The organism is Mesorhizobium sp. 113-3-3, from assembly GCF_016756495.1.
In the GTDB taxonomy this organism is placed as follows: Bacteria; Pseudomonadota; Alphaproteobacteria; order Rhizobiales; family Rhizobiaceae; genus Mesorhizobium.
Genome location: NZ_AP023243.1, coordinates 1,263,263 through 1,278,765, shown reverse-complemented (window position 1 = coordinate 1,278,765; position 15,503 = coordinate 1,263,263). Strand labels below are relative to the sequence as shown.

General features: G+C 63.8%; 15 protein-coding genes. 8 read left to right on the top strand and 7 right to left on the bottom strand.

Translation table 11 applies throughout. From position 1 onward, the window contains the following. Positions 1 to 153: 153 nt before the first annotated feature. From JG746_RS06085 to JG746_RS06075, 3 genes are all read left to right on the top strand, one after another. Positions 154 to 816, top strand: a complete 663-nt coding sequence (locus JG746_RS06085; RefSeq protein WP_202357347.1) for a YggS family pyridoxal phosphate-dependent enzyme — start codon at positions 154 to 156, stop codon at positions 814 to 816. 110 nt (positions 817 to 926) lie between these two features. Beyond that, a complete protein-coding gene (locus tag JG746_RS06080; RefSeq protein WP_202357346.1) occupies positions 927 to 1,976 on the top strand; it encodes an aldo/keto reductase in 1,050 nt (349 codons plus the stop codon). Between the two features lie 115 nt (positions 1,977 to 2,091). Beyond that, positions 2,092 to 2,430: a hypothetical protein gene (locus JG746_RS06075; RefSeq protein ID WP_202357345.1), complete on the top strand. Its 339-nt coding sequence runs from the start codon at positions 2,092 to 2,094 to the stop codon at positions 2,428 to 2,430. Positions 2,431 to 2,468: 38 nt separating this feature from the next. Here the strand turns inward: JG746_RS06075 and JG746_RS06070 are convergent, their stop codons facing one another. Together JG746_RS06070 and JG746_RS06065 are read right to left on the bottom strand one after the other, a co-directional pair. After that, positions 2,469 to 3,170, bottom strand: coding sequence for a neutral zinc metallopeptidase (locus tag JG746_RS06070; protein ID WP_244730870.1), 702 nt, complete (start codon positions 3,168 to 3,170; stop codon positions 2,469 to 2,471). A 128-nt stretch (positions 3,171 to 3,298) separates the two neighbouring features. Further along, on the bottom strand, positions 3,299 to 4,204 hold the full coding sequence (locus tag JG746_RS06065) for a LysR family transcriptional regulator (protein ID WP_202357343.1): 906 nt from the start codon (positions 4,202 to 4,204) through the stop codon (positions 3,299 to 3,301). Between the two features lie 138 nt (positions 4,205 to 4,342). Here JG746_RS06065 and JG746_RS06060 point away from each other — a divergent pair, with 138 nt between their 5' ends. Together JG746_RS06060 and JG746_RS06055 are read left to right on the top strand one after the other, a co-directional pair. Next, entirely contained in the window at positions 4,343 to 5,524 is a 1,182-nt protein-coding gene (locus JG746_RS06060) for an MFS transporter (RefSeq protein ID WP_202357342.1), read from the top strand. A gap of 57 nt (positions 5,525 to 5,581) precedes the next feature. Then, entirely contained in the window at positions 5,582 to 6,616 is a 1,035-nt protein-coding gene (locus JG746_RS06055; RefSeq protein WP_202357341.1) for an aldo/keto reductase, read from the top strand. A gap of 156 nt (positions 6,617 to 6,772) precedes the next feature. On the opposite strand, the gene JG746_RS06050 is transcribed toward JG746_RS06055, so the two are convergent. Next, positions 6,773 to 7,045 (bottom strand): usg protein, encoded by a 273-nt coding sequence (locus tag JG746_RS06050; RefSeq protein ID WP_202357340.1) that lies wholly within the window; start codon positions 7,043 to 7,045, stop codon positions 6,773 to 6,775. Between the two features lie 303 nt (positions 7,046 to 7,348). Here JG746_RS06050 and acs point away from each other — a divergent pair, with 303 nt between their 5' ends. Both acs and JG746_RS06040 read left to right on the top strand, forming a co-directional pair. Further along, positions 7,349 to 9,304 (top strand): acetate--CoA ligase, encoded by a 1,956-nt coding sequence (gene acs, locus JG746_RS06045; protein WP_202357339.1) that lies wholly within the window; start codon positions 7,349 to 7,351, stop codon positions 9,302 to 9,304. Further along, the gene (locus JG746_RS06040) at positions 9,304 to 10,053 is read left to right on the top strand and encodes an MOSC domain-containing protein (RefSeq protein ID WP_202357338.1); all 750 of its coding nucleotides are present in this window, start codon (positions 9,304 to 9,306) and stop codon (positions 10,051 to 10,053) included. Before acs ends, JG746_RS06040 begins: the two co-directional genes overlap by 1 nt. On the opposite strand, the gene JG746_RS06035 is transcribed toward JG746_RS06040, so the two are convergent. The 3 genes from JG746_RS06035 to JG746_RS06025 all read right to left on the bottom strand — a co-directional run bounded on the left by JG746_RS06035 (position 10,054) and on the right by JG746_RS06025 (position 14,233). Beyond that, positions 10,054 to 11,316 (bottom strand): SAM-dependent methyltransferase, encoded by a 1,263-nt coding sequence (locus tag JG746_RS06035; RefSeq protein WP_202357337.1) that lies wholly within the window; start codon positions 11,314 to 11,316, stop codon positions 10,054 to 10,056. It abuts the gene before it with no gap. Positions 11,317 to 11,690: 374 nt separating this feature from the next. Then, positions 11,691 to 13,052: a pilus assembly protein gene (locus tag JG746_RS06030; RefSeq protein WP_202357336.1), complete on the bottom strand. Its 1,362-nt coding sequence runs from the start codon at positions 13,050 to 13,052 to the stop codon at positions 11,691 to 11,693. 311 nt (positions 13,053 to 13,363) lie between these two features. Further along, entirely contained in the window at positions 13,364 to 14,233 is an 870-nt protein-coding gene (locus JG746_RS06025) for a transglutaminase-like domain-containing protein (RefSeq protein ID WP_202357335.1), read from the bottom strand. Between the two features lie 168 nt (positions 14,234 to 14,401). Between JG746_RS06025 and JG746_RS06020 the strand changes: the two genes are divergently transcribed. Beyond that, positions 14,402 to 15,067, top strand: coding sequence for an HAD-IA family hydrolase (locus JG746_RS06020; RefSeq protein ID WP_202357334.1), 666 nt, complete (start codon positions 14,402 to 14,404; stop codon positions 15,065 to 15,067). A 189-nt stretch (positions 15,068 to 15,256) separates the two neighbouring features. Here the strand turns inward: JG746_RS06020 and JG746_RS06015 are convergent, their stop codons facing one another. Continuing rightward, positions 15,257 to 15,478, bottom strand: a complete 222-nt coding sequence (locus JG746_RS06015; RefSeq protein WP_202357333.1) for a DUF1674 domain-containing protein — start codon at positions 15,476 to 15,478, stop codon at positions 15,257 to 15,259. Positions 15,479 to 15,503: the final 25 nt, after the last annotated feature.

The following is a 15,503-nucleotide window of genomic DNA, read 5'->3' as shown; positions in this document are numbered from 1 at the left end:
ACGTTTTTCACTTAAAAGCAGGCGCGAACCGCGGGCGACTGACTCTGCGGTTCAGGGAATGTGGTCCGGGTGTTCACCATGGTTTGGCAAACCCGTCAACCATATGGGCATCGCGGCGGCCAAAAACGCGGGTCAAAACAGCGGGATTTGCATATGGGTGACACCGTTCAGCAGTTTTTCGCGGTCCAGGCGAAGATCGCCGCCGCCGAGCAGGAGGCCCGCCGCGAGGCCGGCGCGGTGACGCTGGTCGCCGTCTCCAAGACCTTTGACGCCGCCGACATCCGCCCCGTCATCGAGGCCGGCCAGCGCGTCTTCGGCGAGAACCGCGTGCAGGAGGCGCAAGGCAAATGGCCTGATCTGAAGCAGGCTTTTCCCGCCATCGAATTGCATCTGATCGGGCCGCTGCAATCGAACAAGGCCAAGGAAGCGGTGGCGCTGTTCGACGTCATCGAGACGGTCGACCGCGACAAGATCGCCGCCGAACTCGCCAAGGAGATCGCACGGCAAGGCCGCGCACCGAAACTCTATGTACAGGTCAACACCGGCTCCGAGCCGCAGAAGGCCGGCATCGAGCCGCGAGACGCGGTGGCCTTCGTCGCCCGCTGCCGCGATGTCCACGGCCTCGCAGTCGAAGGCCTGATGTGCATCCCACCGGCGGACGAGAACCCCGGTCCGCACTTCGCTTTGCTGGAGAAGCTTGCGCGCGAGGCCGGCGTCGAAAAGCTGTCCATGGGCATGTCCGGCGACTACGAGACCGCCATCGCCTTCGGCGCCACCAGCGTCAGGGTCGGCTCGGCGATCTTTGGTAGCCGCTGACACCCACGCCTTTGGGCCAGTCCGATAAGCTGGCTGCGCCACGACTGGAAACGAAACGTTCCGTTCCTATTTGTTTTGTGTCATCACACATTTCTCCTGGAGCCTTCGCCATGCGTTACAACCAGCTTGGAAATACGGGGATGTTCGTCTCCGAACTGTGCCTCGGCACCATGACTTTCGGCGCCGCCGGCCAGAATGCCCAGTGGGGGCTGATCGCCAGCCTCGACCAGAAGGGCGTCAACGAGATCGTCGGCCGCTCGATCGCCGCCGGCGTCAATTTCTTCGACACGGCCGATGTCTATTCCTTCGGTGAGTCCGAGCGCCTGCTCGGCCAGTCGCTCAGGGACCTCGGCGTCGCCAGGTCGGACGTCGTCATCGCGACCAAGGTGCATGGCGCCATGGGCCAGGGTCCGAACGATCGCGGCTCCTCGCGCGGCCACATCATGGATTCGGTCGACGCCAGCCTCGAACGGCTGCAACTCGACCATATCGATCTCTATCAGCTGCACGGCACCGACGCGGTGACGCCGATCGACGAGACGCTGCGGGCGCTGGACGATCTCGTTGCCAGCGGCAAGGTCCGCTATGTCGGCGTTTCCAACTGGGCGGCGTGGCGCATCGCCAAGGCGCTCGGCATCGCCGACCGCAAGGGCCTTGCCCGCTTCGAGACCATCCAGTCCTATTATTCGATCGCCGGCCGCGATCTCGAACGCGAAATCGTGCCGCTCATCAACGAGGAGAAACTCGGGCTGATGGTGTGGTCGCCGATGGCCGGCGGCCTGCTCTCCGGCAAATACGGCCCCGGCGCGCCCGGCAATGGCGAAGGCCGCCGCGCATCCTTCAACTTCCCGCCGGTCAACGAGGATCGTGCCTGGGCGGCGGTCGCCATCATGCGCGAGATCGCTGGGAAGCATGATGTCAGCGTCGCCACCGTGGCGCTCGGCTATGTCCTGGCCAAACCTTTCGTGATGAGCGTGATCATCGGCGCCAGCCGCATGGATCAGCTCGAACAAAACCTTGCCGCGGCTGCAGTGAAGCTCGACGCGGACGATCTCGCCAAATTGGACGAGGTCAGCGCGCTGCCGTCCGAATATCCCGGCTGGATGCTGGAGCGCCAGGCCGCCGGCCGTCGCCCGGCGCCATTCGTGGCGAAGGCATAGTCCGTCTCCAACAAGACGCGATTTTCCAGAAAGCCGCGCGTTCCTTCGGGCGCGCGGCTTTTTAGCGTTTCGCCCGCACGGCCGCCTTGTACCGGACGCGGTTGCGGCTACCATCATGAAGCCGAAGCAGCGATGTCTGGAGACGACGATGGCACCATCCGCCGCGCAATTTCGAGACATAATCGTGGCAATCATGGCTGATCGCCACGCCGCTGCTTCAGCCAGCCCCTACGATTGGAAAGTCTGCGTCGGCGCGGTCAGTGCCGCGCAGGGCGAATTCGAAAAGGTCGTCGTCGCCGGTACGGCGCATGACTACGCAACCACTGTCATTGCTCGTTTGGAGCAGCTGCGGGACGCATATTATGACCCGGATGGAGAATACACTTCCGGGCGGTCGGACATCGGCACGGTCATCGAAAAGATCAGGAAAGCCTTGAAGTCTGTCGGCCAATGAAGGCGCAACTCCCCGACAGGGCAACGGCTGGCTCGGCATCAAAGCGGATCCGCAAAAGTATCGCAGTCCGCGATCGCCTTTCCGGCAAGGCCCCGATCAAACCAGCGGATCCTCTGTTCCGAGGTGCCGTACCTCTTGGCCGTCGAATTTCCGAAGGCATTGGCGGGCTGATCGTCTCCGAGAGATCGCAGCAGCTCTCTGGCTTGCGCCAGATCGGTGTCTTCTAACAGCCCCTTGTCCTGAACATAGTGGCTCCACAGTCCGGCAAAACAATCGGCCTGCAGTTCGACCTGTTCCGACCGGATGATGGCGGCTTGCTGGTCGCCGTCAGCGACAAGCTTCTGCGGAACGGCCGAGATGTTCTGCACATGGTGCCCAACTTCTCGGGCGAGAATCAGCGCCTTGGCGAAGTCGCCAATCGACCCGATCTCTCGAAGCCCGGGAAACGCCGGATCGAGATAGATTCTCTGGTCCGCCGCGCAGTATGACGTCCTAGAAACAACACCGCATGCAGTCGCGATGAAGCCGGTGAACAGCACCAGCTTGGGCTCCTCATAGGTCGATCCGCCGGCCTTGAAGGTGGCGCCCCAGAAATCCTCCGTTTGCGCCAGGACTACTGAGAGCAGTTGCTTGACGTCGTTGTCACTGGCGTTCGCGGCAGGTGTGGCGACCTCGGCAGCCTCGCAGATCGTCGGGGCATGCAGCCATGTCACGATTGCAAGCAGGAATGCCGTGACCACGCGGACCAATTCACGCCTCCTGAACTGCCAACGCTCCCAGTGCCTGGGCGGCGGCACCTGCGATGGCCGGACGGGATTCCATAGCCCGCCCGCCGGGTTGTCGAACGGCGCTTGAAAAGCGCATTTGCTTAGAGCCTCACGGTCTCGGCCAGGAAATCGAGAAAGGCCCGCACCCGCGCCGGCAGATGCCGGCCCTGGCCGACATAGACGGCGTGGGTGGCCTCCTCGTCGCCCGGATTGAAATCCTCCAGCAACGCCACCAGCCGCCCGGCGGCGATATCGGCCGCGACATGCCAGCGCGCCAGCCGAGAGATGCCGGTTCCGGCCAGCGTCATCAGCCGCATCGCCTCGCCGTCGCTGACCAGCATGTTGCCGGTGATCGGGATCATGATGGCGCGGCCCTCCGCGTCGCGGAACGGCCAACCGTCGATATGCCTGACGAAGCCGAAGCCCATGCGGTTGTGGCGGTCGAGATCGGCCGGCGTCAGCGGCGTGCCGTGCGCTTCGAGGTAGGATGGGGCCGCGACCACCGCCACCGGGCTCTGCCCGAGCTTGCGCGCCACCAGCCTTGATTCGCCAAGCGGCCCGGCACGGACGGCGACATCGGCACGCTCCGCCATCAGGTCGATGACACTGTCGGTCAGCACCAGATCGACCGAGATTTCGCGATAGCGTTCAAGGAAGCGCGGCAGCAGCGGGATCAGCCGGTGCACGCCGAAGGGCACGTAGGTGTTGACGCGCAGCCGCCCGCGCGGTGCTGCACCGGCCGCCGCCTCGCGCTCGGCCGCGGCCATGTCGGCGAGGATGCGCAGCCCGCTGTCGTAGAACGCCGTTCCCTCCGGCGTCAGCTGCAGCTTGCGCGTCGAGCGGCTGACCAGCCGCGCGCCAAGCCGGGCTTCCAGCCGCGCGATCAGCTTGCTGACGGCTGATGGCGTCATGCGCAACGCACGTGCCGCGGCAGATAAGCTGCCCGCCTCGACGACGCGCACGAAGACTTCGATCTCGCCGGAGCGATTGATGTCGGATCTCGCCATCTGTGAATCTATTTCACAGAAAATGTGCCCAACGCAAGTCTGGTTCACAGTGCATGGCGACACGATCTCAGGGGTCGGGGCGCGGGTTGGACAAGGCGCTCGTCGCCTTAACGGGCCGTCTTGGAAGTGGAAACCGCCATGCCTCTCGCTCTCTACGCCCTCGCCGCCGGCGCCTTCGGCATCGGCGTCACCGAATTCGTCATCATGGGTCTGCTCATCGATGTCAGCAAAGACCTCGGCGTCTCGATCTCGGCCGCCGGCCAGCTCATTTCCGGCTATGCGCTGGGCGTCGTCATCGGCGCGCCGCTGCTGACCATCGCCACCGGCAACTGGCCGCGCAAGACCGTGCTTCTGGCACTGATGGCGATCTTCACGCTGGGCAATCTCGCCTGTGCGCTGGCGCCCGACTACTGGACCCTGATGGGCGCCCGCATCGTCACCGCCTTTGCCCATGGCACCTTCTTCGGCGTCGGTTCTGTCGTGGCCACCGGCCTGGTCGCCCCCAACAAGAAGGCCTCGGCGATCGCGCTGATGTTTACCGGGCTCACCATCGCCAACATCCTCGGCGTGCCCTTCGGCACCTGGCTCGGCCAGGCCTTCGGCTGGCGCGCGACCTTCTGGGCCCTGACCGTGGTCGGCCTAGCCGCCTTCGCCGTCATCCTGGCCCTGGTGCCGCGCAGCCAGGTCGCGCCCGAAAAGAGCGACCTGCGCGCCGACCTTGCCGTGCTGCGCCGCACGCCGGTCCTGCTCGGCCTCGCCACCACCGTGCTCGGCTATGCCGGCGTCTTTGCCGTCTTCACCTATATTGCCCCGCTGTTGACTGAGATCAGCGGCTTCAAGGAAGCGGCCGTGTCGCCGATCCTGCTCATCTTCGGCGGCGGCCTCATTGCCGGCAATCTCGCCGGCGGCAAGGTCGCTGATCGCTGGCTGGTGCCGGCGGTGCTGGGCAGCCTCGTGGTGCTGGCCGTGGTGCTCGCCACCATGAGCTTCGCCATCCACAGCAAGGTCATGGCCGTGATCTATGTCGGCCTGCTCGGGGCCGCCGCCTTCGGTACCGTGGCGCCGCTGCAGATGTGGGTGCTGGACAAGGCGCAAGGCGCCGGCCAGAGCCTGGCCTCGTCCTTCAACATCGCAGCCTTCAATCTCGGCAACGCCGCCGGCGCGTGGCTCGGCGGCGCGGTCATCGCCCATGGGCTTGGATTGGGTTCGCTCACCTGGGTCGCCGCCTTGCTGCCGGTCGCGGCACTCGGCGTCGCCGGGCTGGCGCTGCGCCTCGATCGCGCCAGCGCGCTCGGCGCGCCGGTCACCGTCCGGCCCTGACGATCGTTGGCGAACGGATTTCTCTCGACACCTCTTCCAACCACCAGGAGTAAGAAAATGGACTATCGACGTCTCGGCGCATCGGGCCTGAAAGTGCCCGCCCTCTCATTTGGCGCGGGAACCTTCGGTGGCTCTGGTCCGCTGTTCGGCGCCTGGGGCAACAGCGACGCCAGGGAAGCGCGGCGGCTGGTCGACATTTGCCTCGAGGCCGGCGTCAATCTGTTCGACACGGCCGATGTCTATTCGAATGGCGCCTCGGAAGAGGTGCTCGGCGAGGCCATCAAGGGCCGGCGCGATGCCGTGCTGATCTCGACCAAGACATCCTTGCCGATGGGCGACCGACCGGCCGACTACGGCTCCTCGCGTTCGCGCCTGATCAAATCCGTGGACGCCGCGCTGAAGCGCCTCGGCACCGATTACATCGACCTGTTGCAGTTGCATGCCTTCGATGCCGGCACGCCGATCGAGGAGGTGCTGTCGACGCTGGACGAACTCGTGCGTTCCGGCAAGCTGCGCTATGTCGGCGTCTCCAACTTCTCCGGCTGGCAGGTGATGAAGTCGCTTGCGGCGGCCGACAAGCATGGCTACCCGCGCTACGCCGCGCACCAGGTCTACTATTCGCTGGTCGGCCGCGACTATGAGTGGGAACTGATGCCGCTCGGCCTCGACCAGGGCGTCGGCGCGCTGGTGTGGAGCCCGCTCGGCTGGGGCCGCCTCACCGGCAAGATCCGCCGTGGCCAGAAGCTGCCGGAAAAGAGCCGGCTGCATGACACCGCAAGCTTCGGCCCACCGGTCGAGGACGAACATATCTACCGGGTGATGGATGCGCTGGACGCGGTGGCGCGGGAAACCGGCAAGACGGTGCCGCAGATCGCCATCAACTGGCTGCTGCAGCGCCCGACCGTTTCCTCCGTCATCATCGGCGCCCGCAACGAGGAACAATTGCGCCAGAACCTCGGCGCCGTCGGCTGGTCGCTGACGCCGGAGCAGGTGAAAAAACTCGACGCGGCCAGCGAAGTCACAGCGCCCTATCCGTATTTTCCGTACCGCCGCCAGGAAGGTTTTGCCCGGCTGAACCCGCCGGCGGTGTGACCACCGCGCGCCAAAGTTAAGGCGTCGAGATTCAGGTCGGGCCAAGTCGAGAATGGTGGCTTCCGAGAACCGGAGCGGAGCGTACTTTTCGTACGTGAGCCGGAAGCGCAGGAAGCCGCCATTCGCAGGCCGGCCTCACCTGAATATCGGCAGGCCTTAGTGCAGCACGAACTCCCCATCCACCTTGCGCCATTCATTCGGCGCGATCAGCTTCTGGTGGGTGTAGACGACCGAATGCAGCGGCCCATCCAGTTTGGCCTTCCAGAATTCGATGAATTTGATCAGCACCGGAAACCGCGGAGCGATGTCGTAGTCCTGCCAGATGAAGCTCTGCAGCAGGTGCGGATGATCGGGAAAATGATAGAGAATCTTGGCCGTGGTCAGCCCATAGCCTTTGAGCATCAGGTCCATTTCGGAATGGTCGCGCATGGCGGTCCCCAACTTGAGTCTCCTTTCCTCCCAACGTCAGAGTGTGCGCGCCGTTGCTTAACTGTCTATTGATTTTTCCTGATCGAAACTGGCTTTTCGACGCGAAAACATACGGTTAGCAGCGAGCCACCCCGAGTGCTGACAACGTCTGAGGATGCCCCTGCGGCATCCCGCCGCGCGAATCCAACGTCTAATGTTGCCGTCACGGCGGAACTGGTAATAATGCCGCCGAATTCGCGGCCGCTTCGCCGCGATCCAGCCGGCGGTTCAAGCCGGCGGATTGGTATGGGAGGAAAGTCAGGAATGTCCGAGGTTCATGTCCATCGCGTCCAGCCGGCGTGGAAGAAGAATGCGCTGATCGACAACGACACTTACCTGAAATGGTATGCCGACAGCATCAAGAACCCGGACAAATTCTGGGGCAAGCACGGCAAGCGCATCGACTGGTTCAAGCCCTTCAGCAAGGTCAAGAACACCTCCTTCGACGGCAAGGTCTCGATCAAATGGTTCGAGGACGGGCTGACCAACGTTTCCTACAATTGCATCGACCGCCATCTGAAGAAGCGCGGCAGCCAGACCGCCATCATCTGGGAAGGCGACAACCCCTACGACGACAAGAAGATCACCTACAACGAGCTCTACGAGCATGTCTGCCGGCTCGCCAATGTGATGAAGAAGCACGGCGTCAAGAAAGGCGACCGCGTCACCATCTACATGCCGATGATCCCGGAAGCCGCCTACGCGATGCTGGCCTGCACGCGCATCGGCGCCATCCATTCGATCGTCTTCGGCGGCTTCTCACCCGATGCGCTGGCCGGCCGCATCGTCGATTGCGAATCGACCTTCGTCATCACAGCTGATGAGGGCCTGCGCGGCGGCAAGTCCATCCCGCTCAAGGAGAACACCGACAAGGCCATCGACATCGCCGCGAAGAACTTCGTCATGGTGAAGAATGTCCTTGTCGTGCGCCGCACCGGCGGCAAGATCGGCTGGGCGCCCGGCCGCGACGTCTGGTACCACGACGAGGTCGCGACGGTGAAGGCGGAGTGCAAACCCGAGAAGATGAAGGCGGAAGACCCGCTGTTCATCCTCTACACCTCAGGCTCGACCGGCAAGCCGAAGGGCGTGCTGCACACCACCGCCGGCTATCTCGTCTATGCCTCGATGACGCACCAATATGTCTTCGACTACCATGACGGCGACATCTACTGGTGCACCGCCGATGTCGGCTGGGTCACCGGCCACAGCTACATCGTCTACGGTCCGCTCGCCAACGGCGCCACCACGCTGATGTTCGAGGGCGTGCCGAACTACCCGTCGCAGTCGCGCTTCTGGGAAGTCATCGACAAGCACAAGGTCAACATCTTCTACACCGCGCCGACCGCGCTGCGCGCGCTGATGGGCGCCGGCAACGACCCGGTGAAGAAGACCTCGCGCAAATCGCTGCGCGTGCTGGGTTCGGTCGGCGAGCCGATCAATCCGGAAGCCTGGGAGTGGTATTTCAACGTCGTCGGCAACGGCAAGGTCCCGATCGTCGACACATGGTGGCAGACCGAGACCGGCGGCATCCTGATCACCCCGCTGCCGGGCGCCACCGATCTCAAGGCAGGCTCGGCGACGCGGCCCTTCTTCGGCGTCAAGCCGCAGCTGGTCGACGGCGAAGGCAAGGTGCTGGAAGGGGCGGCCGACGGCAATCTCTGCATCACCGATTCCTGGCCCGGCCAGATGCGCACCGTCTATGGCGATCACGACCGTTTCGTGCAGACCTATTTTTCGACGTACAAGGGCAAGTATTTCACCGGTGACGGCTGCCGTCGCGACGCCGACGGCTATTACTGGATCACCGGCCGCGTCGACGACGTCATCAACGTATCCGGTCACCGCATGGGCACGGCCGAAGTCGAATCGGCGCTGGTCAGCCATGACAAGGTTTCCGAGGCCGCCGTCGTCGGCTATCCACACGACATCAAGGGCCAGGGCATCTACAGCTACGTCACCCTGATGAGGGGAGAGGAGCCGACGGAAGAACTGCGCAAGGAGCTCATCGCCCATGTCCGCAAGGAGATCGGCGCCATCGCTTCGCCCGACAAGATCCAGTTCGCGCCCGGCCTGCCCAAGACGCGCTCCGGCAAGATCATGCGCCGCATCCTGCGCAAGATCGCCGAGGATGATTTTGCAGCCCTTGGCGACACCTCGACGCTCGCCGATCCGGCCGTCGTCGACGACCTCATCGCCAACCGGCAGAACAAGAAGGGCTGATGGCAGGCGAAGCGGCATTGGGCTCGGTCAGCCAGCTCTGGCGTTACCCGGCGAGTTCGCTCGCCGGCGAGCGCCAGGACGCCATCCTGGTCGGACCGGCGGGCATGGCGGGCGACCGCATGTTCGGCCTCGTCGATACCTCGGACAATGAGATCGCGCGGCCCGATCGCGAGGCGAAATGGCACAAGGTGCCGCGCATCCGCACCCGGCTGGCCAATGATCGCGACCTGGAGATCGCCATCCCCGGCGGCGACTGGCTGAGCGCACCCGGCGCCGAATGCGACCGAGCCCTATCGACCTATCTCGGCTTCGCCGCCTCGATTCGGCCGTTTGGCCGAGAGAATGCGCCGCCAGCCTATGCCGGCCCCGTCACCGCGGCCCGCTACGCAAAGGCGCCGATCCATCTTCTGACCACGGCCTCGCTGGCGCGGCTGAAAGCGCTGCATCCGGAAGGCGCCGCCGACCCGCGCCGCTTCCGCCCCAACATCATTGTCGACATGGCAGCGGTCGAAGGCTCGTTTCCCGAAACCGAATGGATCGGCCGCAAGCTCGCCATCGGCGACTTGCTCCTGACGATTTCCGAACCCTGCCGCCGCTGCGGCTTCACCATCATCAGCCAGGACGGCTTCGACCACGATCCCGGTATCCTGCGCAATCTGGTCCGCCACAACGCGCACAACCTTGGCGTCTACTGCACGGTGGACAGGCCGGCCGGCATTAAGGTCGGCGACGCGATGCGCTTTCTGTAGCTACCGATAAAGGTCGGCCCGCGTCGGCGGCAGGCCGCTTGGCCCCCGCGCGCGCTTGGTGACGACGGTCTGGAAAATCTGCGCCGAGCCGCGATCGAAGGTGATCGAACAGCCGGTGAGATAAAGCAGCCATAGCCGTGCCTTGGGCTCGCCGACCTCGGCGATCGCCTCGTCGAAGCGCGCCTGCAGGCGCTCGGCCCACAGCCTGCAGGTGCGGGCATAGTGTTCGCGCAGATTCTCGACGTCGGCGATGACAAAGCCATGCGCCTCGAGATTGCCTGATGTCATGCCGATCGTGTCGACCTCGCCGCCGGGGAAGATGTATTTGATCAACGCCTTGTATTCCGCGCCCTTGCGCAAAGTCTTGCGCGTGCCGCCCTTGCCGCGCCTCGTGATGGCATGATGCAGATAGATGCCGCCTGGCTTCAACAGCCGGTGGACGGTCGAGAAATAGGTGGCGTGATTGGCGAGGCCGACCGCCTCGAACATGCCGATGGACGAGATCTTGTCGTAGCTGCCGTCGAGCTCGGTGTAGGACTTGATGTCGATGGTGATCTTGTCCTCCAGCCCCTCGGCGCGGATGCGCTCGCGCGCCAGCCGGGTCTGCTCCTCCGACAGCGACACACCATGGCCGATGGCGCCATAGTGCTTGGCGGCATGGATCAGCATCGCGCCCCAGCCGCAGCCAATGTCGAGCAGCCGGTCACCCGGCTTCAGCCTCAGCTTGCGGCAGATATGGTCGAGCTTGTCCTTCTGCGCCTGGTCGATGCCGTTGGCGAAATCGGTGAAGTAGGCGCAGGTATAGACCATGCGCTCGTCGAGGAAGAGCCGGTAGAAGGCGTTGGAAATGTCGTAGTGATGTTCGATCGCTTGCTTGTTCGAACCGCTGACAAAGGGGTTGTGCCCGGCAAGATCGGCCCGCTTCGTCATCTGCCGTCGCGAAAACAAGACGGCGGGCAGGTCGCGCAGGATCGCCAGTTTCGGCAGCGCCTTCAGCCTCAGCTTGCCCTGTGACGGCAGGGCGTAGAGATCGAACAGCGAGCCGTCCTCGACGTCGATCGTCCTGGAAATCCACATTTCGAGCAGCGTCGAGAAATTCGGCCGGCGGGCCAGTTGCCAGACGATATCCTGATCGTTGATGGCAAGCACCGGGCCGCCGGCTGGGCCGATCCGTTCCCCGGTCCACAGCCTGACGGCAAAACCCGGCTTCAGCGCCTCGATCACCGTTCGAACGATGCGCGCGGCCCTCTCGGTGGCGTCCATGGTCCCTCCCGTGACCTGATGACGCCATGTTGTCCATTTGAGCCGTGGATCGCAAGCCTAAGCACGCAGACCGGACTGGGCGGCATTTTCCGGCAGGACGCCTTTTTCAGCCCGGCACTTGTCATTTCCCGCGACGCACCCCATCATGTCTGTGTGTTCAACAAATCGAAAGGAGGTGATCCGATGTCGAGTGATTTCGTTTTCCAGAACGTGGCCTCAGCGGATTGCACTTTCGGGAAGCAGTCTTCCCGTTAAGGCGCGAGATGCGCGGCAGGTGACCCGAAGGGGTTGCCGCCACAGGCCGCGCCATGGACGGAAACACGGAAGGCCGCCGGCTTCGAAAGAAGCGGCGGCCTTTTCCTTTGGGCCAAGCCCTATTTCGTCAACGCCAGGGTCTCGATGTTGCGGGCGATGGTCTGAAAGGCCGTATCCAGTTCGACGCCGTCGGCGGCCTGGTAGAAGTGCTTGGCTGAACCCGTATCGGGGCTGGCACAGGTCTGCAGCGTCGTGACCGCATTCGCCTCATCGAGCTTGAAGCCGATCGTGAAGATTTCTATGCCCTTGTCGCGCATGGCGGCACAGAGCTTTGTCGCCGCCGTGCGGGTCGTCTCCTTGCCGGCGTCGTTGTAGACCCCGTCAACGCCGGTGGCGTCGAAATAGGACAGGTTGAATTCGCCGTCCGTCATCAGGATTGCGTACTTGCCGACTTTCTTCGGATCGAACTTGGCTGGCCGCTGCGAAGCGTTGAGCACGCTGCCCCAGCTTTCCGAGAGCATATAACAGGTCCACTGGACGCCGATATGGCCGGCGGTACCGCCCGAGGCGACAAGATCCTTGATGACATTCTTGAGTGTGGCAGCGTCGGCTGTCAGAGGCACGAGCGCGGCGACCGGGCAAGCGGCGGTGCCTGTTTTCGTGGCAAAGCCCGACAAAAGATAGTCGCGATTGACCATGCTGGAGTCGGGACCCGCGTCCGAATACTGATCGACCCCCTTGCGTTCGGTGGCGCAATTGTCCGGACGCGGCGACGCCGAGGCAAGCTGAGGGCTCGCATTGCCGGGCGCCTGCTTGCGCTGGCCGGCGTTGGTTTCAACATAGACGCTGCTGGCTGCCAGCTGGCCGGCATTGACCGAGTTGGCATAGGGCACGATGGACACCCGCACCCGCGGCCTGTTCGGGTCCTGGCCGCCCAGGAAACTATCCACCGCATTGGCCGCGGCGGTCTTCAGGTCCTGGATTTTCTGACCGGCCATCGATCCCGTCACATCGAGCATCATCGCCACTTCGATGGTCTTGTCCGAATAAAGCGATGTCGTCGACGCGGTGACGCGCTTCGTATTGCCCATGCCGAAAACCGGGAAGAACAGGGCGACATCGACATGGACATCCGCCTGCACCGTTTTGGCGGTCCTGTCGACGACCAGTCTGTCGAGCACGATCTGGTCGGGCTGCAGGATGCCCGCCGTATTGTTGGCCACGAGAAAGTTCTGCACCGCCTTGTTGGCGTCGGCCTCCTTGATGACGCCGGTCGTCAGGTCGCGCGCCGTTGACGTCACCGCGGCGTCGACCACGCCCTGCAGACTCGACCGGGCGTTGTAGAGCTGCGAGATGTCGACCGAGAAGCCGGCGGCCAGCGCCAGGACCGAGGCAGCAAAGCCGAACAGGATTGTGAAATTTCCACCGCTGTGTCTGGCGAACCCGCCGACCGCGTGAACAAGACCCCCGTAATTTCGCATCCAACAGCCTCCGCATGCCTCGGCCTCGTCGCCGCAATAGGGGCAATGCAGGATTCCAGCCGGAAGCCGCCCGCCGAGCGCCGGAACCGAGCCGTGAACCATCAATCTGTTGTTTTTGTTTGATTTCCCTCTTAACAAGGGTCAACGAACGGTAAACGCTAACAACGTGGCCCCAGTCGCGTTTACGAACCGCTTACCATGCTCAACCTGAAGCAGCCGCTGAGTGTTCCGCGACGTGCTGTTGCGGCACAGGCTCTCTGTGCCGAACCGAACCAACTGTCCCGGGATTGCGGCACTAACAGCGCGAAGGACTACGCCAACGTCTGTGCACTGACCGTCCTGTCGATGCCGTGATAGGGCGGATTGAACAGATTGCCCTCCTGCTCGTAGGTCCACACCTTGAACAGGCTGAGCCGGTGCGGACCAAAGCTGTGCAGCAAGGGCACGTCGGTGGCGTCGCGGCCGCGGGCGATGACGACGCGGCCGGTGCGAGGCCGGTTGTGGCGCGGATCGAACGTGTACCACTTGCCGTCGAGGAACACTTCCATCCAGGCCGAGAAATCCATCGGCGCCGGATCGAGCGGCACGCCGATGTCGCCGAGATAGCCATTCACATAGCGCGCAGGAATGTTCATGCAGCGGCAGAGCGTGATCGCCAGATGGGCGAAATCGCGGCAGACGCCGACCCGTTCTTCATGCGCCTGCGCCGCCGTGCGGGTTGAACGCGCGTAGCCGTAACCGAACGACAGCCGGTTGTGGACATAGTCGACGATCGCCTGCACCCGCGCCCAGCCGGAGGGAAGATGGCCAAACAGTTGCCAGGCGAGACTGCTGAGATGATCGGTCTCGCAATAGCGGCTGCCAAGAAGATAGCCAAGCACCTCGTCGGGCAATTCAGCCACCGGCATTTCCCGGGCCAGCGTGTTGACCTCATCCGTCTCGCCGCTGTCCTCGACGACCGCATCGTACAGGATGCGGAAGGTGCCGGCGGGCGCAATGAAGCGGCGGCAGCCATTGCCATGCAGGTCCTGATAGAGCCTCGTCGGCACCGAAGGTGAAGTCAGGACGCGCGTCTGCCGCTTGATGTCGGCCTGCCTGTCCTTGTGAATCTCGAGCAGCGAAATCACCGGAGTGGCCTCGGCGCATTCAATGGCGATTTCGTAGCCGAGCCGGATCAGCATCGCACGTCCCCTTCGATCGTCATGGAAAAACAATGCGGTTGCAACGTCGCCAGGTGGCTGTGGTTCCCTGGACCGTCGCAAAATATGCCCCCGTGCCTTTCCAGGTCCGCGCCTTCACGTTACGGTTGCGCCCTCCCTCGACACGCACCCCGGACTTCAAGGAAAATCATGTTTGCTGGCAGAAAATTCGCGGCCTTCCTTTTCGACATGGACGGCACGCTCATCAATTCCATCGCCTCGGCGGAGCGGGTGTGGAGCGACTGGGCGCGCCGCCATGGCCTCGACGTCGCGGCCTTCCTGCCGACGATCCACGGCGTGCGGGCGATCGAGACCATTACCAACCTTGCCCTGCCAGGCGTCGACCCGGCGCATGAGGCCGACCTGCTGCTGAAGGCCGAAGCCGCCGATCTGGACGGCATTGTCCCGATTGCCGGCGCCGTGGCCTTTCTCAAGGCGCTGCCGGGCGAAAGCTGGGCGGTCGTCACCTCGGCGCCGCGCTCCCTGGCGCTGGCACGCATGGAGGCTGCCGGCATTCCTGTCCCGGCGATCATCGTTGCGGCCGAAGACGTTTCCCGCGGCAAGCCGGCCCCCGACTGCTTCCGGCTTGGCGCACAACGGCTCGGCTTCGATGCGCGCGACTGCCTTGTGTTCGAGGATGCTCCGGCCGGCATCGCAGCGGCCGAGGCCGCGCAAGCCGCGGTCATGGTGATCAGCGCCACGCATTCGCACCCGATGCAAACACCGCATGCCGCGATCCCCGGTTATGACGGCGTCGGCATCACCATCGACGAACGCGGCTGGCTGGCACTTGAGGCTCAGCGCAACGCTGCATAACGATGTGACACGACGTCCGCCTAAAGGTGTGTTGAGATTCAGGTCAGGCCGAGTCGAAAGCGATGGTTTCCGAGAACCGGAGCGGAGCGTACTAAAGTACGTGAGCTCAGTTCTACTGCGACGCAGTAGAACGGGGAAGCGCAGGGAACCATCGCTTGCAGGCCGGCCTCACCTGAATATCAGCATACCTTAGAAGTCGCTGGTCAGGCCTTTGACTTCCCAGTCGCCGTAGCGGCCGGGTTCCCTGCCGCCGCGCCCGCCGATCTCCTTCGGCAGGGCGGCTTCCTTCTCGCGATACGCGGTGCGTCGAGCCTCGGCCTCGGCCAGCGCTCGGCGGGCCGCCGGCGTCAGCTCTTTTGGCGGCGCATCATCATCCAGGCCAGCGGGCGTTTTACTGGTTTCGTCGGTCATGCGATATTCCACGCGGATTGAAACA